The 19,539-nt window shown below is 31.5% G+C and carries 21 protein-coding genes and 1 riboswitch; of the genes, 18 read left to right on the forward strand and 3 right to left on the reverse strand.

Annotation, left to right across the window (positions count from 1 at the left end):
• Positions 1-253: 253 nt before the first annotated feature.
• From WBG30_RS10780 to WBG30_RS10865, 18 genes are all read left to right on the forward strand, one after another.
• Complete coding sequence (locus WBG30_RS10780) at positions 254-661, forward strand: PhnA protein (protein WP_424504662.1); 408 nt, start codon at positions 254-256, stop codon at positions 659-661.
• Between the two features lie 13 nt (positions 662-674).
• Positions 675-1,526, forward strand: a complete 852-nt coding sequence (locus WBG30_RS10785) for a PHP domain-containing protein (RefSeq protein WP_424504663.1) — start codon at positions 675-677, stop codon at positions 1,524-1,526.
• 32 nt (positions 1,527-1,558) lie between these two features.
• Positions 1,559-1,660: riboswitch (TPP riboswitch) on the forward strand.
• Between the two features lie 94 nt (positions 1,661-1,754).
• Positions 1,755-1,952 (forward strand): sulfur carrier protein ThiS, encoded by a 198-nt coding sequence (gene thiS / locus WBG30_RS10790; protein WP_424504664.1) that lies wholly within the window; start codon positions 1,755-1,757, stop codon positions 1,950-1,952.
• Between the two features lie 2 nt (positions 1,953-1,954).
• Positions 1,955-2,725 carry a thiazole synthase gene (locus tag WBG30_RS10795; RefSeq protein WP_424504665.1) on the forward strand — a complete coding sequence of 257 codons (771 nt, stop codon included), beginning with the start codon at positions 1,955-1,957 and terminating at the stop codon, positions 2,723-2,725.
• A gap of 8 nt (positions 2,726-2,733) precedes the next feature.
• Positions 2,734-3,840 (forward strand): 2-iminoacetate synthase ThiH, encoded by a 1,107-nt coding sequence (gene thiH, locus WBG30_RS10800; RefSeq protein ID WP_424504666.1) that lies wholly within the window; start codon positions 2,734-2,736, stop codon positions 3,838-3,840.
• The gene (thiF, locus tag WBG30_RS10805) at positions 3,837-4,382 is read left to right on the forward strand and encodes a sulfur carrier protein ThiS adenylyltransferase ThiF (RefSeq protein WP_424504667.1); all 546 of its coding nucleotides are present in this window, start codon (positions 3,837-3,839) and stop codon (positions 4,380-4,382) included. Before thiH ends, thiF begins: the two co-directional genes overlap by 4 nt.
• On the forward strand, positions 4,369-4,998 hold the full coding sequence (gene thiE, locus WBG30_RS10810) for a thiamine phosphate synthase (protein WP_424504668.1): 630 nt from the start codon (positions 4,369-4,371) through the stop codon (positions 4,996-4,998). Before thiF ends, thiE begins: the two co-directional genes overlap by 14 nt.
• Before the next feature lie 23 nt (positions 4,999-5,021).
• The gene (gene thiC / locus WBG30_RS10815; protein WP_424504669.1) at positions 5,022-6,302 is read left to right on the forward strand and encodes a phosphomethylpyrimidine synthase ThiC; all 1,281 of its coding nucleotides are present in this window, start codon (positions 5,022-5,024) and stop codon (positions 6,300-6,302) included.
• Positions 6,302-6,673 (forward strand): hypothetical protein, encoded by a 372-nt coding sequence (locus WBG30_RS10820; RefSeq protein ID WP_424504670.1) that lies wholly within the window; start codon positions 6,302-6,304, stop codon positions 6,671-6,673. Before thiC ends, WBG30_RS10820 begins: the two co-directional genes overlap by 1 nt.
• A gap of 342 nt (positions 6,674-7,015) precedes the next feature.
• Positions 7,016-7,705 (forward strand): amino acid ABC transporter permease, encoded by a 690-nt coding sequence (locus WBG30_RS10825; RefSeq protein WP_424504671.1) that lies wholly within the window; start codon positions 7,016-7,018, stop codon positions 7,703-7,705.
• Positions 7,705-8,433, forward strand: a complete 729-nt coding sequence (locus WBG30_RS10830; RefSeq protein WP_424504672.1) for an amino acid ABC transporter ATP-binding protein — start codon at positions 7,705-7,707, stop codon at positions 8,431-8,433. Before WBG30_RS10825 ends, WBG30_RS10830 begins: the two co-directional genes overlap by 1 nt.
• A gap of 56 nt (positions 8,434-8,489) precedes the next feature.
• Positions 8,490-9,224: a basic amino acid ABC transporter substrate-binding protein gene (locus tag WBG30_RS10835; RefSeq protein WP_424504673.1), complete on the forward strand. Its 735-nt coding sequence runs from the start codon at positions 8,490-8,492 to the stop codon at positions 9,222-9,224.
• Positions 9,225-9,449: 225 nt separating this feature from the next.
• Positions 9,450-10,187, forward strand: a complete 738-nt coding sequence (locus tag WBG30_RS10840; protein WP_424504674.1) for a basic amino acid ABC transporter substrate-binding protein — start codon at positions 9,450-9,452, stop codon at positions 10,185-10,187.
• A gap of 3 nt (positions 10,188-10,190) precedes the next feature.
• Positions 10,191-11,300: an NAD/NADP octopine/nopaline dehydrogenase family protein gene (locus tag WBG30_RS10845; RefSeq protein WP_424504675.1), complete on the forward strand. Its 1,110-nt coding sequence runs from the start codon at positions 10,191-10,193 to the stop codon at positions 11,298-11,300.
• 15 nt (positions 11,301-11,315) lie between these two features.
• Entirely contained in the window at positions 11,316-12,689 is a 1,374-nt protein-coding gene (argH, locus tag WBG30_RS10850; protein WP_424504676.1) for an argininosuccinate lyase, read from the forward strand.
• Positions 12,690-12,703: 14 nt separating this feature from the next.
• Positions 12,704-13,453, forward strand: coding sequence for a transporter substrate-binding domain-containing protein (locus WBG30_RS10855; protein ID WP_424504677.1), 750 nt, complete (start codon positions 12,704-12,706; stop codon positions 13,451-13,453).
• 95 nt (positions 13,454-13,548) lie between these two features.
• Positions 13,549-14,529, forward strand: a complete 981-nt coding sequence (argF, locus tag WBG30_RS10860; RefSeq protein WP_424504678.1) for an ornithine carbamoyltransferase — start codon at positions 13,549-13,551, stop codon at positions 14,527-14,529.
• Positions 14,530-14,553: 24 nt separating this feature from the next.
• Positions 14,554-15,747 carry an argininosuccinate synthase gene (locus WBG30_RS10865; RefSeq protein WP_424504679.1) on the forward strand — a complete coding sequence of 398 codons (1,194 nt, stop codon included), beginning with the start codon at positions 14,554-14,556 and terminating at the stop codon, positions 15,745-15,747.
• Between the two features lie 109 nt (positions 15,748-15,856).
• Here the strand turns inward: WBG30_RS10865 and WBG30_RS10870 are convergent, their stop codons facing one another.
• The 3 genes from WBG30_RS10870 to WBG30_RS10880 all read right to left on the reverse strand — a co-directional run.
• The gene (locus WBG30_RS10870; RefSeq protein ID WP_424504680.1) at positions 15,857-16,942 is read right to left on the reverse strand and encodes an alkene reductase; all 1,086 of its coding nucleotides are present in this window, start codon (positions 16,940-16,942) and stop codon (positions 15,857-15,859) included.
• A gap of 101 nt (positions 16,943-17,043) precedes the next feature.
• On the reverse strand, positions 17,044-18,225 hold the full coding sequence (locus WBG30_RS10875) for an MFS transporter (RefSeq protein WP_424504681.1): 1,182 nt from the start codon (positions 18,223-18,225) through the stop codon (positions 17,044-17,046).
• Positions 18,226-18,480: 255 nt separating this feature from the next.
• Positions 18,481-19,539 (reverse strand): YadA C-terminal domain-containing protein (locus WBG30_RS10880; RefSeq protein ID WP_424504682.1); only part of this gene is annotated, 1,059 nt, incomplete at its 5' end.

The following is a 19,539-nucleotide window of genomic DNA, read 5'->3' on the forward strand; positions in this document are numbered from 1 at the left end:
TATTATGGTATCAGCAGTTATTGCTATTATCTGTGATAGTTTCGATTCATATACCATTTGCTGACGGTCTAATAAAAAAACAACCGTGGATATGGAAAACTGATATAGAAAATCTGTAGGAGTTTTATTTAAAAAGATATAGATATAAAATATGAATGATTTATCTTCACTATTTTTGATTAATACTAATTTTTTTATGTTGTTTATGATATAATAAAAGGTGGAAATAAGAAAATAAAAAGGAGATAGGATCATGGCTAAATGGACAGGAAGAAGCAAAGCAAGAAAGAATAATATAGTGGAATTTGGAAAAGAAATGGTAAGAAGATCAAAATCGACTTGTGAACTATGTGGAGAATCTGGGAGAAGTCTAAGTGTATATGAAATTGGAAAAACTGACGAAAATGCTGACTTTGAAAGGTGTGTACATGTGTGTGATGAGTGTAAAGATACAATCAAAAAATTGAACAAAGCTGGTGAGAATGACCTAAGATTTTTAAATCATGCAATTTGGAGTGAAGAAAATACAGTAAAAGCGGCAGCACTCCATATTATTTCTGAGATAGAAGATAGAAGTAGATATTCATGGATAGAGGACTTGATGGATATGGTATATATAGATAATGACTTAAAGGATATATGTGAAAGGATGAAACATTAAAAAAGGAGGACTCATGATAGATTTACATATGCATTCTACATTTTCAGATGGGACACAGACTCCTACACAATTAGTAGAACGAGCTAAACAAAACAATGTAAAGGTCATGGCTATTACTGATCATGATAATATTGATGGACTAAAAGAGGGAAGAATAGAGGCAGAAAAAAAAGGTATAACCTTTGTGAATGGGATAGAAATTTCAGCAAATTTTAAAAATAAAGACATCCATATACTTGGGTATTTTTTAAATTTAGAAGATAAAAAGTTTTTAGAATGGTTAAAAAATTTACAAGAAAAAAGATTTAATAGAACTCTAGAAATATTAAAAAAATTAAGTAACTTAGGAATAGAAATAAATTTATCTGAAGTACAAGGGGAAGTGCTTGGGAATGTAATAGGAAGACCACATATAGCCAAGATGATACTAAAAAAAGGGTTTGCAACTACTATGGATGAAGTATTTGATAGATATTTGGGAGATGGACAACCTGCCTATGTACCAAAGGTAGGAGTAGATATGATAGAGGTAGTAAAAAAATTAAAAGCCAATGGAGCTGTAGTTGTTTTGGCACATCCACATCTGATATCTCATCCAGATGATACAGTGGTAAATATAATAGATATTTTGATAAAAAATGGATTGGATGGTTTGGAGCTATATTATCCAAGTATAATACTAAGAAAAAAAAATAAATTGATGAAAGTGGCTAAAAAAAGAAACTTAATCTTAACTGGAGGATCTGATTTTCATGGTTTTCATAGGCCAGGTATAGATTTAGGAGCAGGAAATATTTCTATAGAAGTGTTTGAAAAAATGGTAGAAAAAAAAGAAAAGATTGACAAAAATAGGAAATGGATATAAACTGAAATCGAATCAAAGCAAGAGACAATCGAATAGAAAGCTAGGGGAGCCGCGTGGCTGAGAAGTATAAAATTACTGACCCTTTGAACCTGAATCTAGTTAGCACTAGCGTAGGAAAGCGGAGTTTTTTTATAAAATTTATAGTAAGTATATTTTTTAGAGAACAATTATAACCGTATACCTGTGGGTATACGGTTTTTTTATTACATAAAGATTAAAGGGGGATAGATGGAGATAACTTTAAATGGTGAAGTAAAAAAAGTAGAATCAAAAAATATCTATGATCTGATAAAAAGCTTGGATCTAGATAGTGATGGCGTGGTAATTTTACACAATGATGAGGTTATAAAAAAAGAACTTTGGTCGAAAAGTAATTTGAATTTAAAAGATAGCGTAGAAGTATTATATTTTGTGTCGGGGGGATAAAGATGGATAAATTAATATTAGGCGGAGTAGAATTTAAAAGTAGATTATTAACAGGAACAGGTAAGTTTTCTTCTAAAGATGAGATACCAAAAATGTTAAAAGCAAGTGGATCACAAATAATAACAATGGCTCTTAGAAGGGTTAATTTAAATAATAGCGATGAAAATATATTAAACTATATTCCTAAAGATATTACATTGTTACCTAATACATCTGGAGCTAGAAATGCTGAAGAAGCTATAAAAATTGCAAGGATAGCGAGAGCTGCAGGGTGTGGAGATTTTATTAAAATCGAAGTAATAAATGACATGAAATATCTTATGCCAGACAATGCAGAAACTATAAAGGCGACTAAGGTCTTAGCAAGTGAAGGATTTATAGTGTTACCGTATATGACTCCAGATCTAATAGCAGGACAGAGATTAAAAGAAGCCGGAGCAGCAGCAGTAATGCCTCTTGGATCACCTATAGGATCAAATCGTGGAATAGAAACTAAGGCAATGATAGAGATAATGATAGAAAATATAGACCTCCCAATAATAGTGGATGCAGGGATCGGAAAACCATCTCAGGCAGCAGAAGCTATGGAAATGGGAGCAGCAGCAGTACTTGTAAACACTGCAATAGCATGTTCACCAAATCCAGCAGAGATGGGAGAAGCATTTGCACTGGCAGTAAGAGCAGGAAGGATGGCGTATAAAGCTAAGATGGCTGAGGAAAGTAGATATGCCAATGCATCGTCACCATTAACGGGTTTTTTACATAATAATTAGGAGGGAAGATGTCATTTTATAAAGAAATAGAAAAATTTAAAGATTTTGATATGGAAAAATATATGGATGAAGTTACCTATGAGGAGATAAAAAAATCTATAAAAAAAGAAAAATTAACTAAGTTTGATTTTTTGAATCTATTATCTCCTAAGGCTAAAGATCATCTAGAGGAGATGGCAAAGGAATCTCAAAGGAGGAGTGTACAGCAATTTGGGAAAGTAATAAGTCTATATATTCCTATGTATATTTCAAATTATTGCACCAATGAATGTACCTATTGTGGATTTAATAAAAATAATAAGATAGATAGAAAACACCTTAAATTAAATGAGATAGAAGCTGAAGCCATAGAAATTGCAAAAACAGGGATAAAACATATCCTACTTTTAACAGGAGAAGCTGAAGGATTAGTAGGAGTAGATTATATAGAAGATGCTGTAAAAGTATTGAAAAAATATTTTGATTCTGTGGTAATAGAGATATATCCATTAGAGACAGAAGAATATAGAAGATTAGGGAAAATTGGAGTAGATGGATTGACAATATATCAAGAAGTTTACGATGAGAAGATCTATAAGAGTGTACATTTAGGAGGGAAAAAAGCAGACTATATGTGGAGGCTAGAAACTCCTGAAAGAGGAGCTCGTGCAGGGCTTAGAAGTATAAATGTAGGGACGTTATTTGGATTAGGAGACCTGGTAGAAGAAGCTTATTTATCGGGGCTTCACGCAAAATATCTTACAGATAAATACTTAAATAGTGAGTTTTCTATATCATTACCTCGTATAAATGAGGCAGAGGGTGGATATAAGAGTAAATATATCTTAGATGACGCAAGTTTTGTTCAATTTGTTCTGGCATATAGATTATTTCTTCCTAAAGCAGGGATAAATATATCTACTAGAGAAATTGCAGAATTTAGAGATAATTTAATTGGATTGGGAGTGACTAAATTTTCAGCTGGGTCTAAAACCAATGTAGGAGCATATAGTGATATGGAAAAATCGACACCACAATTTGAAATTTCAGATAATAGAAGTGTGAAAGAAACGGAAGATGCCATAAGGGCAAGAGGTTATCAAGTAGTTCATAAAGATTGGGAGTTAATTGTATGAAAATAGGTATTTTAGGAGCTGGAGGGATAGGATCAAATGTAGCTGTAAATTTAGTAAGAAGTGGAGTGTCAAACCTTAAGATAGCTGATTTTGATAGAATAGAACTTTCTAATCTTAACAGGCAGTTTTATTTTTATGATCAGATTGGAAAATCTAAAGTAGAAACACTGAGAGAAAATTTAATGAGGATAGAGCCTAATTTAGAGATAGAAATTATAGATAAGAAAATTGAAAAAAATAATATAAAAGATCTATTTTCCGACTGTGATATCTTGGTAGAAGCTTTTGATAAAAAGGAGTATAAAAAGTTATTGGTAGAGGAATTTTATGGTTCTAATAAACTAATTGTTTCAGCATCTGGGGTAGCACATCATGATATCGATGATATTTCAACTAAAAAATTTGGTGAAAATCTATATGTAGTTGGAGATTTTAAAAAGGGAATTGAGGAATATAAAACTTATTCTCCTAAGGTTTTGATAGTAGCTTCTATGATGGCTAATATTGTGATGAGTAAGGGAGGATATTATGAAAAGAAATAAACTGATTATACCTCATGGTATATATGGAATCACAGGGGAGAAATTTGCACATGGTAGATCTAATATAGAGTGCGTAAAATCTATGATTCATGGGGGAATAAAGGTAATTCAATATAGAGAAAAGGAAAAATGTATAAGGGAAAAGGTAGAAGAGATTATAGAAATAAGAAAACTTTGCCGTGAAAATAATGTTATTTTTATAGTCAATGACCATGTGGATATAGCTATTTTAGTAGATGCAGACGGAGTTCATGTGGGACAAGATGACATGGAAATATCTCATGTGAGAAAATTGATTGGAGAAGATAAGATAATAGGAAGATCTACTCATTGTCTTGAACACGCTAGAAAAGCTGTATTAGATGGAGCTGATTATATTGGGGTAGGGCCTATATTTAAGACTACTACAAAGAAAAAAGATCCTGTAGGATTAGGCTATTTAGAAGAAGTAATAAAAAATATAGATTTGCCTTTTGTAGCCATTGGGGGGATAAAAGAAAGCAATATAGAAGAAGTGAAAAAAAGAGGAGCAGATAGGATATGTCTGGTCAGTGAGATCGTAGGAGCAGAAAATATTATAGAAAAAATTAAAAAATTAAATAAAATAATTAATTAAATAAATTAAAATGGAGGGATAAAATGAATAATTATACAACACAGATGAATGCAGCAAAAAAAGGTATAATAACAAAAGAAATGAGAGATGTATTGGCATCTGAAGCTATAGATGAAAAGACGTTACTAAAAAAAATGAGTGAAGGAAAGATTGTAATTCCTGCTAATAAAAATCATAAATCTCTAAGAGGAATAGCTGTTGGAGAAGGATTAAAAACTAAAGTAAATGTAAATTTAGGTGTATCAGAAGATTCATATGATTTAGAGTTAGAATTTGAAAAGGTAAAAAAAGCCTTGGAGTATAAGGCAGATGCAATTATGGACCTTAGTATATATGGTGCTACACATGAGTTTAGAACTAAGTTAGTAGAATATTCAGATGTTATGTTAGGGACTGTACCTATGTATGATGCAGTAGCAAAATATGGTAAAAACATAAAAGATATGACAGTAGATGACCTTTTTGAGGTAGTGGAAGAACATGCAAAAAATGGGATAGATTTTTTGACTATTCATGCAGGGTTAAATCAAGTATGTGCAGAAAGAGTAGATAATAACCCTAGATTGACTAAGATTGTAAGTCGTGGAGGAGCTATCTTATATGAGTGGATGAAATTAAATAAGAAGGAAAATCCATTCTACGAACATTATGATAGACTGCTTGATATCTGTGTAGAACATGATGTAACACTTAGTTTAGGAGATGGACTTAGACCTGGGAGTATAAAGGATGCAACAGACGCTCCTCAAATTCAAGAATTATTATTTTTAGGAGAATTGACAAAAAAAGCATGGGCAAGAGATGTACAAGTCATGATAGAAGGGCCTGGGCATGTTCCTTTACATGAGATAGCTTCTAATATGCAATTAGAAAAAAAATTATGTCATGGGGCACCATTTTATGTGCTCGGACCACTTGTTACTGATATTGCACCAGGGTATGATCATATAACTTCAGCTATTGGAGGAGCTTTGGCAGCAGCGAGTGGAGCTGATTTTCTTTGCTATGTTACTCCAGCAGAACATCTTAGATTACCAGATTTAGATGATATGAAGGAAGGGATAATAGCTTCTAGAATAGCAGCTCATGCAGGGGATATAGCTAAGCAAATTCCTGGAGCTATGGAATGGGACAATGCCATGAGTAAAGCCCGTGGAGAATTAAATTGGGACAAGATGTTAGAACTATGTATCGATCCTATAAAAGCAAAGGCATATAGAAAATCATCTCAACCAATAGATGGAGAGACTTGTACTATGTGTGGAGATCTTTGTCCTATTAAAAGAACTAAAGATCTTGCATAATGAAGGTCTTAGGCGAAGATGATTTTAAACGAGAAGAGTTTAAAATCAAATTTGTTGGGAAAATAGATAATTTTTTTATTTTAAATTCTATGCTAGAGGACCTAAATATGAGTTCAAAAGATGAAAAAGAGCTTATTTTAAACGTTTTTTTTAGAAGAACCAAAAATTTATTGGATAGATTGGTGGATATAATAGGTCTTTTAAAGGGGAATTTTTCCTTTGAGATCTACTCCTCCGATTATAGATTTAAATTTATAGATTTTTATGGAAAGGCGTTGTTTGATTCTAAAGATGAGAAAAAAGTGGGAAAAATTATAATAGATGATGGATATAAAACTCAAGAAATATCAATGTTTGAGAGAGTTATATAAAAAAAGAAAGAAAAATGTTTTAAAAAAAAGGTTGACCAAATGAAATGATTTGTGATAGTATTTCTATAAATAAATTATAAAAAATTTAAAAAAGGAGGATTCGCCATGTTAATGAATAGTAGGATAAGGAGAAGAAAATTACACCCAACTAAATTTATAAACAGGCTGATCTTAGGATAGACTTTTTGCAAAGATTAGAGATAGTAACATTATGTCTTTATGAGTATATTAAGTATTGAAATTTTAGCCGTCAATTAATTATGACGGCTTTTTTTATCCCAAGGTCTGTAGTAAAACTACATATTTTGGGATTTTTTTATACAACAAACTAGGAGGAGCAAAATGGCATATTTAGAAACACTTAAGGGAATATTCATAGACGGGGATAGATATATGTATATCCTGAAAGGGTTATTGTTTTCCATCAATGTAACAATTTTAGCAGCAATAATTGGAATAGCATTAGGAGTAGTTTTGGCACTATGTAGACTGAGTCGTTTCTACCCATTTAAAAATAAATTTAATCCGTTATCTCAAGGGGCACTGATCTATGTTGATCTAATTCGTGGAACCCCAGCGGTAGTTCAACTGATGGTTTTAGCAAATGTAATCTTTGTAGGATCACTTAGAGATGTACCGATACTCGTGGTAGCAGGATTAGCTTTTGGACTAAATAGTGCAGCCTATGTAGCTGAGATAATAAGAGCAGGAATAGAAGGTTTGGATAAGGGGCAAAGTGAAGCAGCTAGAGCATTGGGGATGAATTATATAACTACTATGAAGGAGGTTATCGTACCTCAAGCAGTAAGAAAGATATTACCAACATTGGTAAGTGAATTTATATCTCTATTGAAAGAAACGTCTATAGTAGGATTTATTGGTGGAGTAGATCTACTACGTTCGGCAAATATAATAACTAGTCAGACATATAGAGGTGTAGAACCACTTTTGGCAGTTGGAATTATATACTTGATATTAACTAGTTTATTTACTAAGTTTATGAGAAAAATTGAGGAGAAGGTGAAAAACTAATGATTAAAATAGAAAACTTATATAAAAGTTATGGTGACCTAGAGGTAATAAAGGGGATAACTAAAAATATAGATAAAGGAGAAGTTGTAGCAGTAATCGGGCCTTCTGGATCAGGAAAGTCTACATTTTTAAGATGTATTAATATGATGGAAGATATAACATCAGGGAAGGTAGTAGTCCAAGGAAAAGATCTTACAGATCCAAAGGTAAACATTAATAAGGTTAGACAAAATGTAGGGATGGTATTTCAGCATTTTAATTTATTTCCTCATAAGACCGTATTAGAAAATCTTATGCTGGCTCCTATGAAGGTAAAAAAAATGAAAAAAGCAGAGGTTATGGAAAAGGCAAATAACTTATTAAAAAAAGTAGGATTAGAAGATAAAGCAGATGTATATCCCGAGGCTCTTTCAGGAGGGCAGAAACAAAGGATTGCAATAGCTAGAGCATTAGCAATGGAGCCAGATGTACTTTTATTTGATGAGCCTACATCAGCCCTAGATCCAGAGATGGTAAGAGAGGTATTAGATGTAATGAGAGATTTAGCAAGTTCTGGTATGACTATGATAGTCGTAACTCATGAGATGGGCTTTGCCAAGAGTGTGGCGAATAGAGTATTCTTTATAGATTATGGAGTTATTTTAGAAGATGCTTCTCCTAAGAAGTTATTCGAGACTCCTAAACATGAAAGAACTAAAGAATTTTTAGACAAGGTATTAAATCATTAAAATTTACTTTTCAGTAGTAAAAATATAAAAAATACAATAAAAATTGGAGGAATAAAATGAAAAATACAATAAAATTAATAATGGTCGCAATAATTGGAATATTTATGGTAGCTTGTGGAAATACTGGAGAGGAAAAGGTATCTAAGGTATATGTGGGGACCAATGCTGAATTTGCACCTTTTGAATATTTAGAAGATGGAAAAACAGTGGGATTTGACATGGATCTTATGGAAGCAATATCAAAGGAAATAGGAATAGAAATAGAGATTAAGGATATGGCTTTTGATGGTTTATTGCCAGCATTACAGGCTAAAAAAATAGATATGATAATAGCAGGAATGACAGCTACAGAGGAAAGAAAAAAAGCTGTAAACTTTAGTGAAACATATTATAAAGCAAATCAAGTTATCATAACAGCTGAAAAAGCAGAGGATATAGCAAATTTTGATGGATTAAAAGGTAAAAAAGTAGGAGTAATCTTAGGATTTACAGGAGATGTAGTAGTCAGTAAGATCAAAGGTGTAGAAACAAAAAAATATAATGCAGGATATGTAGCCATCATGGATTTAAAAGAGGGGAAAATAGATGCAGTAGTTTTAGATGGGGAACCAGCTAAGAATTTTGTAAAAAATAATGAAGGAATAAAAATTACATCAGCAGAGGGAGAAAAGGAAGAATATGCAATGGCAGTATCGAAAGACAATGAAGAATTGTTGAAAAAAATAAATATAGCTTTAACAACATTAAAAGGAAACGGGACATACGATAAACTATTAAAAAAATGGTTTTAAAAAAATTTTAAATGAGGGATTAGAATGAAAATAAGTAGGATTTTAAAAAATTAAATAGGAAAGAAATCATGCTAATCTAACAGGGACTCTGTTAAAAACAGCAGGGTCCCTTTTTTATACCTAAAAATAAGAAAATAGATTAAAGAGTATATTGTTTGTGGAAACAACCATAGCGTATAAGAGTGTGAATCAGAACTCATAAAAAATAAAAAGGAGATGAATATCATGAAAAAAATAATGACTTTAGTTGGAATCTTAATGATGGTTATATTGGTTGGATGTGGAAAAGAAGAGGTACAGACAAAAAAACTATACATAGGAACAAATGCGGAATATAAACCTTATGAATATATTGAAAATGGGGAGATAACAGGATTTGATATTGAATTTATGGAAGAGTTAGCAAAAAATTTAGGATATGAAATAGAATGGAAAAACTTGAGTTTTGATGGATTATTACCAGCTCTTCAGACAAAAAAGATAGATATGGTAATAGCTGGAATGACTCCTACAGAGGAGAGAAAAAAAGCTATAGATTTTACAGATATTTATTATAGTTCTGCTCAAGCTATTTTGGTAAATGAGGATACCACTGGGATTAAAAATTTAGATGATTTAAAAGGAAAAAAGGTAGGAGTGCAGTTAGGAACTATTCAAGAAACTATTGCAAATGAGATAGAGGGAGTAGAGCTTAAAAGATATAATTCATTTACGGGAGCTATACTAGAATTAAATAGTAAAAAGATCGACGCTGTAATAGTTGGTGAAGTTGTAGCTAATAATTATTTAGAAAATAATAAGAAATTAAAATTAGCAGGATTACTAGATGAAAGACAAGATGGTTCAGCAATTGCCTTAGGTAAAGGAAATCCAAAATTAATATCAGAATTAAATGAAGAAATTAAAAAGATGAAGAAAAGTGGGAAATATCAAGAATTAATAAATAAATATTTTGGGGGATAATTTATGAAATCAGTTGGGATAATAGGTGGAGGAAATGGAGGACTTACAGCAGCATATCATTTTTCCAAAATAGGAAATAGAGTTTGTTTATATGATGCTAAAGAGTTTTCTGTAAATCTAGAGGGAATAGAAGAAAATAATGGACATATAGAAGCATTAAAAGAAGTAGATGGATTAAAATTAGAGATTCCTGGAATCCAAAAAATAGATAAAATAACAACTGATATCATTGAAGTTTTAAATTATTCTAAGATACTCGTAGTAGTGGTACCATCATATGCTCAAGAAATTATTTTTAATAAAATTTATCCATATTTAGATGGTCATATATTAGTGTCTATGCCCGGAAATTTTTCTAGTTTAGTTTTTAATAAAATTATGTTAGAAAAAGGAAAAAAAGATGTAACTTTAGTAGATGGAATATCCATTCCTTGGGCTTGTAGAATAGAGTGTCAAGGAGGAGTAGCAATCTATGGAACTAAATCTCATCTACCAGTAGGAGTTTTTCCAGGAATAAAAACCGATGAGACACTAAAAATTTTAAATGAGGTATTCCCAATAAAATTAACAAAATTAGAAAATGTAGTTGTAGCAGGAATGGAAAATATAAATTTTGGAGGACATCCACTATTATCAGTACTAAATATGGGAATAATGGAAAATTTTGGAGGAGAATTTAATTATTATAGAGATACTTGTTCTGTAGCTACTTCTAAGGCCGTATCTGTTATGGAAAAGGAAAGATTAGAAATTGGAAAAGCTATAGGATTTTATCTAAAGCCAGAGTTGGAAGCTATGAATTCACTGTATAATTTAGAGTATGAAAGTGTATATGAGTTAAATAGAAGTTCGGTGGCACATAGTAAAATTGGTGCTCCTAGTACATCAAAACATAGATATATAACAGAGGACATTCCATATTTAGTGGTGCCGTGCTATTCTCTTGGGAAATTATTGGGACTTGAGACCCCTATGATGTATTCTTGTATAACAATTGCAGGAGCTTATAACAGTAAAAGTTATTTTGAAGAGGGAAGAAATTTAGAAAAAATGGGAATTGAAGGGATGAATAAAGAAGATTTAAAAAATTATCTTTATTATGGAAAAAAGTAAAAAAAGGAGATAACAATGAAACTTTGGGGTGGACGATTCAATAAGGAAGCAGCGAAAATATTAGAAGAATTCAATGGATCTATAAATTTTGACAAAAGAATGTATGAAGAGGATATAACAGGGAGTATAGCTCATTCTAAGATGCTTGCTAAACAAGGAATAATTGGAATAAATGAACAGACAAAAATAGAAAGTGGGCTAAAACAGATATTAAATGAGATAGAGCAAGAAAAATTTATATTTGATCTAAAAGATGAAGATATTCATATGGCTATTGAGAAAAGGTTGATAGAGATCGTAGGAGATGTAGGAGGAAAATTACATACAGCTAGAAGTAGAAATGATCAGGTAGCTTTGGATATCAGAATGTATCTAAAAAAAGAAAGTGTGGAAATAGAAAAATTATTAGGAGTATTATTAGTGGGATTGGTAGAAATAGCTGATAGAAGTAAAAGCGTTATTATGCCTGGATACACTCATTTTCAGAGAGCACAACCAATCTTATTTTCCCATCATATGATGGCTTATTATGAGATGTTCAAAAGAGATTTAGATAGGTTAAAAGACTCCTACAAAAGACTCGATGTAATGCCATTAGGAGCCGGAGCACTAGCTGGAACAACCTATAATATAGATAGACATTTTGTGGCAGATGAACTTGGATTTTCTAGTGTTACTAAAAATAGTTTGGATAGTGTTAGCGACAGAGACTTTATAATCGAATTAAATTTTATAATTTCTATGATATCTATGCATATGTCTAGATTGGCTGAGGAGATAATAATATGGTCTACAAGTGAATTTTCATTTGTAACTTTGGATGATTCTTACTCTACAGGGTCTTCTATTATGCCACAGAAAAAAAATCCAGATATAGCCGAACTTATTAGGGGGAAAACAGGAAGAATTTTTGGGAATTTAATGGGAATATTGACAGTTATGAAAGGGTTACCACTAGCTTATAATAAAGATACGCAAGAGGATAAGGAGGGAATTTTTGACTCTATAGATACAATAAAAATATCTTTGATTATCTTTAAAGAGATGTTAATGACAATGAAAATAAATGAAAAAAATATGATAAAGGGAATTGAAAATGGATTTATAAATGCTACTGATGTAGCTGATTATTTGGCAAAGAAAGGGTTACCATTTAGAGATGCTCATAGAATAGTCGGAGAATTAGTTGTTTATTGTGAGATGAATAAAAAAAGTTTATCCGAATTAAAGTTAGAGGAATTTAAATGTTATAGTGATCTATTCGAAGGTGATATAAATAAAAAAATAAGTATAGAAGAGTGTGTCAATGAGAGAAAAAGTTATGGTGGAACTGGGATAGAGTCAGTAGAAAAACAGATAAAAGATGCCAAGGAATTTTGTGAAAAATAAAAATGGAGGAGAAAATGAACAAAATAATGAAAATGATGATAATATTAATAGTAGGATTGATGATAACAGCGTGTGGAGGAAATAAAGATAAAGAAAAGGTCATAGTTGTTGGAACTGCTCCTAATTTTGTGCCATTTGAATGTATGGATGGAGACGAAATAGTAGGATTTGATATGGATCTATTAAAGGAAGTAGGCAAAGAAACGGGCCTTAAATTTAAAGTAGTAGGAATGGATTTTAGTGGACTCTTACCAGCTCTTCAGACTAAAAAAATAGATTTAATTGTAGCTGGAATGTCAGTAACAGAAGATAGAAAGAAAAATGTGAATTTTACCCATCCATATTTTAATGTTAGTCAAGTAATTATGGTAGGAGAAGAAGCAAAAGAGATAAAGAGTGAATCTAATATAGCAGGGAATAAAATAGGTGTTGTAATGGGAACAACTAGCGATACTATAGCTGAAGATCTATCTAAAAAAATAGATGGTGTGGAATCAATAAAATATAATAAATTACATGAAGCTGTTTTATCATTAAAAGCTAAAAAAATAGACATGATAATATTAGACTATCAACAAGCTAAAAAAACAATTGAGAACAATAGTGGTCTGAAGTTAGCAGAGTATAAATTACAATCAGAAGAATATGCTATGGCTATGGGAAAAGAAGATAAGGAGTTATTGGCTCAAATAAACAAAGCTTTAGAGAAAGTTTTAAAAAGTGAAAAATATAATGAATTAATAAAAAAACATATAAAAAAATAATCTGATATACCTGCTAACAGATTATTGATTAAGGGTAAATTTTTATTGGCAGGTTTAAATAGATAATATTTAATGATGAATCTTAGGAGGAAGTAATGAAGGGGAGAAGTTTTTTAAAACTTTTAGATTTTTCTACAGAGGAAATAAGGGGTTTAATTGAATTAGCTAAAGATCTTAAATCAGATAAAAAGAATAATATGGAAAAACAAAATTTAAAAGGAAAAAATTTAGTTCTTATTTTTGAAAAAGATTCGACAGGAACGAGATGTGCTTTTGAAGTAGGTGCACTAGATCAAGGTGCAAGAACTACATATTTAGGCACTGTAGGGTCCCAAATAGGAAAAAAAGAAAGTATTATAGATACTGCAAGGGTTTTAGGAAGGATGTTTGATGGTATAGAATATAGGGGGAGTTCTCAGGAAAAAATAGAAGAGTTGGCTAAACATGCAGGGATTCCTGTGTGGAATGGACTTACAGATAAATTTCATCCTACTCAAATTTTAGCTGATTTTATGACTATTGAAGAAAAAAAAGGTAACCTTTCAGAACAAAAATTAGTATATGTAGGAGATGGAAGGAGTAATATGGGGAATTCTTTATTAATTGGTGCAGCTAAAATGGGGATGGATTTTACACTTTTATCACCATTAGAGTTATTTCCTGAAAGAAAATTGATTACTAAAGCTAAAGAAATTGCCAAAGATACAGGGGCAGTTATAAATTTTGAAATGTTACCCAAAAAAGCTCTCCAAGATGCAGACATAGTATACACAGATGTTTGGTTATCTATGGGAGAAGATTTTCATATGTGGAAAGATAGGATAGAGATGCTAAAAGAGTATCAAGTAAATAAAAAACTTATGGGATATGCGAAAAAAGATGCTATTTTTATGCATTGTTTACCAGCATTTCATAATTTAGAAACTGAGATAGGAGAAAAAATATATCAAGAATTTGGTTTAAAAGAATTAGAAGTTAGTGATGAAGTTTTTGAAAGCGAACAGTCGGTTGTTTTTGACCAAGTAGAAAATAGGGTACATACAATAAAATCTATTTTGGTAGCGACACTTGGCTGATAAAATTAATTTGGGGGGTATAAATTGAAAAAAGAAAAGATCGTATTAGCGTATTCTGGGGGACTGGATACATCTATTATAGTACCGTGGTTAAAGGAAAATTATGATTTAGAAGTAATAGCAGTCTGTGTTAATTTAGGACAAGAAGATGATATGGAAGATGTCAAAATAAAGGCTATTGAATCTGGAGCTTCTAAAATATATGTTGAAAATGTAGCTGAGGAATTTGTAGGTGAGTATGCTTTTAAAGGTTTAAAAGCAGGAGCAATATATGAAGATAGTTATCTGTTAGGAACAGCATTTGCAAGACCACTTATAGCTAAGAAATTAGTAGAAGTGGCTCATAAAGAAGGAGCTACATATATTTGTCATGGGTGTACTGGAAAAGGAAATGATCAAGTTAGATTCGAAGTAGGGATAGCTTCTATAGATCCATCGATAAAGATCATTGCTCCTTGGAGAGAATGGGATATCAAATCTAGAGAAGATGCCATAGATTATGCTGAATCTAAAGGAATTGAACTTTCTGTGACAAAAGAAAAAATTTATTCTAGAGATCAAAATCTTTGGCATATAAGTCACGAAGGTGGAGATATAGAATTTTTAGAAAATGAGCATAAGGATGATCTCTATATGATGGTAAAATCTTTAGAAGATGCCAAGGATGAAGCTGAGTATGTAGAGATAGGATTTGAGTCAGGAGTGCCAATAAGTGTAAATGGAGAAAAATTATCTGCCGCTAATATTTTAATGAAATTAAATAAAATAGCTGGTGAACATGGGGTAGGAGTAGCTGATATTGTAGAAAATAGACTTGTTGGGATGAAATCTAGAGGTATATATGAAACTCCTGGTGGAACTGTATTATATAAAGCTATAAAAGAATTAGAGAGTATCTGTTTGGATAAGGAAACTCAAGCTTTTAAGAAAAATATAGGGCAGAAATATGGAGAGTTAGTCTATAATGGTTTATGGTATACATCTTTAAAAGAGGGAATGGATGCATTTATAAATGAGGTTTCCAAAGTAGTAACTGGAACGATAAAACTTAAGTTATATAAGGGAAATATAAAGGTTGCAGGAAGAATATCTCCTAATGCACTTTATGATGAAGGTATTTCATCTTTTGGAGCCAGTGACCTATATGATCACCATGATGCCGAAGGGTTTATTAAATTATTCTCCCTTCCGAGTAAGATCAAGGCTATGAAAGGATAAATAATAAAAAAATTAACCCTTAAACTATTTATGGCTTAAGGGTTAATTTTTATTTGAATTTAATCCATTAAATTTATAATTATTGAAACTTTCGAATAGTTTTTACTTACTAACCTTGGTAATCTAAATATCCTTTTTCATCTCCACCAAATAAAGTAGTTGGATCTAAAGGCATCAATGGTAAGTTATTTTCTAATTTATGCGGTAAGTTAGGGTTAGAAATAAATGGTCTTCCAAATGCAATTAGATCTGCATAATCTTTTTCTAATAACTCTTCTCCTCTTTCCTTTGTATAATTTCCTGCTACAATTATTTTATTTTTGAATACTTTTCTAAGTTCTACTCTAAAAATTTCTGGAACTTCAGGTGCTTCATCCCAATCAGCTTCACTTAAGTGGATATATTCTATATTCAATTCTTGGCAATATTTAGCAACATCTAAGATAGCGTCTAAAGTATATGGACAGTCCATTCCACGGTATGTGATAAATGGTGCTAATTTAATTCCAACTTTATCTGCTCCAATCTCATCTGCTGTAGCTTTTAAAATCTCTTTTGCAAATCTAGTTCTATTCTCTAAAGACCCACCGTATTCATCTGTTCTTACATTAGAGGGCGTTCTTAAGAATTGATCGATAAGATAACCGTTTCCTCCATGGATCTCAATACCGTCAAATCCTGCTTCTACAGCATTTTTAGCAGCTTTAGCATAATCCCTAATAATTCCTTTGATCTCTTCTGTTTCAAGTGCTCTAGGCTTAGGACAATCTACCATCTTTCCTGCATTTTCTCCCTCTTTCCACATCCAAATTTGTGAATCAAAGTCTACTTCTGATGGTCCTACAGTTCTCTCTCCATTATGGAAATATGGATGTGACATTCTTCCTACGTGCCATAATTGAGCAAATGTAATACCATCATTAGCATGAATAGATTTTGTTACTTTTTTCCATCCCTCTACTTGTTCAGGTGAATAGATTCCAGGAGTAAAAGAATATCCTTTACCTTGTGTAGATATTTGAGTAGCTTCTGAAATTATCATTCCTGCATTAGCTCTTTGACCATAATATTCAGCCATCATATCGTTTGGTGTATCTCCAGGTTGACTTGCACGGGCTCTAGTCATTGGTGCCATGATAACTCTATTTTTTAATTTTTTTCCTGCTAATATATTTTCTTCAAATAATTTTTTCATAATAATAACTCCTTTTGTTTTAATTTCTTATATATAAACATTATAAATTAATTTTATTTTAAACTACACGTCAGTTGTCGTAAAATTATAAAAATTTTATTTTAACTAAATTGAACTGATTTTTTATTATTAGATTTTATTGTGATAAATATAAATACTAAACCAATAATTGGTATTATTGCTCCATAAAATGGAATCGCAGATGCTCCTATTGACTGACTATCTAATATATATCCACCTATTGAAGCTCCTAAAAAATTAGCGATATTAAATGCTGAAATATTTGCAGTACCTGCTAATTCAGGGGCTTTAGCTCCATATCTCATTACATTCATTTGCATCGATGGAACATTAAAGAAAGTTCCAATACCAAATACAAATGCAAATATCCAGAATAAGTAATAATTTGTATCGACAAATCCTAAAATAATCATACTAACTATCATAAATACAGCACCGACTATTAGTGATCTATCAAGATTTTTATCTGCGGCCTTACCTCCAAAGTTATTTCCAACTAGAAGACCAAATCCTACAAGAATAAGAAGTGGAGTTAATAAATGTTCAGAAATTCCTGCTACATCTACTGATAATGGAGCTAAATAACCATAGACACTCATAAATCCTGTCCATACTAGTACTGTGCTTAAAAGACTTCCTATTAATTTAGGATTTTTAAATACACTTAATTGAGATATGATACTGTTTTCTTTTTGATTTTCTTTTAAGTCTTTTATAAAAATTATTATACTGATCATTGTTACTAATCCAAGGAATGCAACTACTATAAATGTTGTATCCCAACTAGAATTTTGTGCTATAAAAGTTCCTCCAGGAACTCCTAGAACGTTTGCTAATGTTAGTCCTGCAAACATCTGACCTATCGCTCTTCCACTTTGTTCTTTTGTAACTAGTTCTGTTGCGATAACTGCTCCTATCCCATAGAAAGGTCCTTGAGTTAATCCCGATATAACTCTTCCCAAAAGCATCATATGGTAAGTTGGTGCAAAGGCACAAATTAGGTTTCCTACTATAAATAACCCAATTAATCCAATTAGAACCATCTTTTTATCATATCTAGATAACCAAAGTGTCAGGATCGGTCCTCCTATGACTATGGCTAATGCATAATATCCTATAAAGTTTCCAGCAGCTCCTTCTGTTATGGAAAATGCTGTTGCTACGTCTTTTAATACTCCTGCAATTATAAATTCTGCTGTTCCTATTGCAAATGCTGCAAGCGTTAATATCCATACTTGAAATGGAAGTCTATTTTCTTTCATTTTTCTCTCTCCTCTTATTGTAATAATTCATTTGTTTCTTGGCAACTTTGTTTCTTTTACTTTTATGGAATAATTATAAACTAAAAAAAACTTAAATTAAACGTCAATTGTCGTCATCATAGTTAAAATTATTAAAAATGACTAAAGAAATAAAAAAAGACATTTAATAGAGAATGTCCTTTTTTTAAAATCTATTTTAGTTAAATAAATAAATTAAATTTATATGAAGCTCCTGCACTATAAACAGCTGATGTATTATTTCCTTGTACTTCCTGATACAGCACCGTTAATCATTAAGTTATCAGTAGCCTGAACAGCAGTTCCTATAGCTATTGAACTTTCAGATTTATAATTTCCATATCCTACACCGATTTGGGCTTGCCCAGTTGTCATATCTTGGTATTTGATACCTGCAATTGCCGATACTCCAGAAATACCTTGTCTTGATTCTTCTTGTACTGAATCTATTTTATTAGAGTTCATATCTATTCTATCTGAGTTATGAGCTATTTCTTTTTTATTCTCATCCACAGTTCTAGAGTTACCAGCTATTCTAGTACTATTAGTTGCTACTCTAGTATCTTCAGCTCTGATGTTATCTGAGTTATGAGCTATTTCTTTTCTATTCTCATCCACAGTTCTAGAGTTACCATCTATTTTAGTGCTATTAGTTGCTATTTTAGTATCTTCATCTCTGATGTTATCTAAGTTAGTTGTTATTTTATCGTTCTCTTTATTAATTTTAGCTTGGTTAGTTAAAGCCAGAGCACTATTGTCTACAATAGCTTTAGAGTTATTAGAAATATTTAAATTAGTTTTACCTACTGCGTTAGCCACTAGATCTATATTCTTATAATTAGAATCGATTAAATCAGCATTAGCAGTAGTTACCGAAGCAACATTTTTAATATTTTTATCGTTTTTTATTATTCTGTTGTTTTGATCTAATAATCTTGTATTAGCTTGACCTATTAATTTTGTATTACTATTTATTAATACGTTAATAGGTACTGGACCTAATCCTGTAATTGATGGTTTTGATATTCCTGTAATTGCTCCGTTAGGGGCTGCTGCCACGTTAAATTCTTCTACTATTGTAGGTACTTGTTGAGGGACATTTGGATATGCATATGGTGTTGCTGTCGGTACATTCTGTACTACTGGTGTCTTTTGGATTACTTTTGGATATGCATATGGTGTTGCTGTCGGTACATTCTGTACTACTGGTGTCTTTTGGATTGCTTTTGGATATGCATATGGTGTTGCTGTCGGTACATTCTGTACTACTGGTGTCTTTTGAATTGCTTTTGGATA

Origin of the sequence: Psychrilyobacter sp. (assembly GCF_049671765.1) — a bacterium.
GTDB lineage: Bacteria > Fusobacteriota > Fusobacteriia > Fusobacteriales > Fusobacteriaceae > Psychrilyobacter.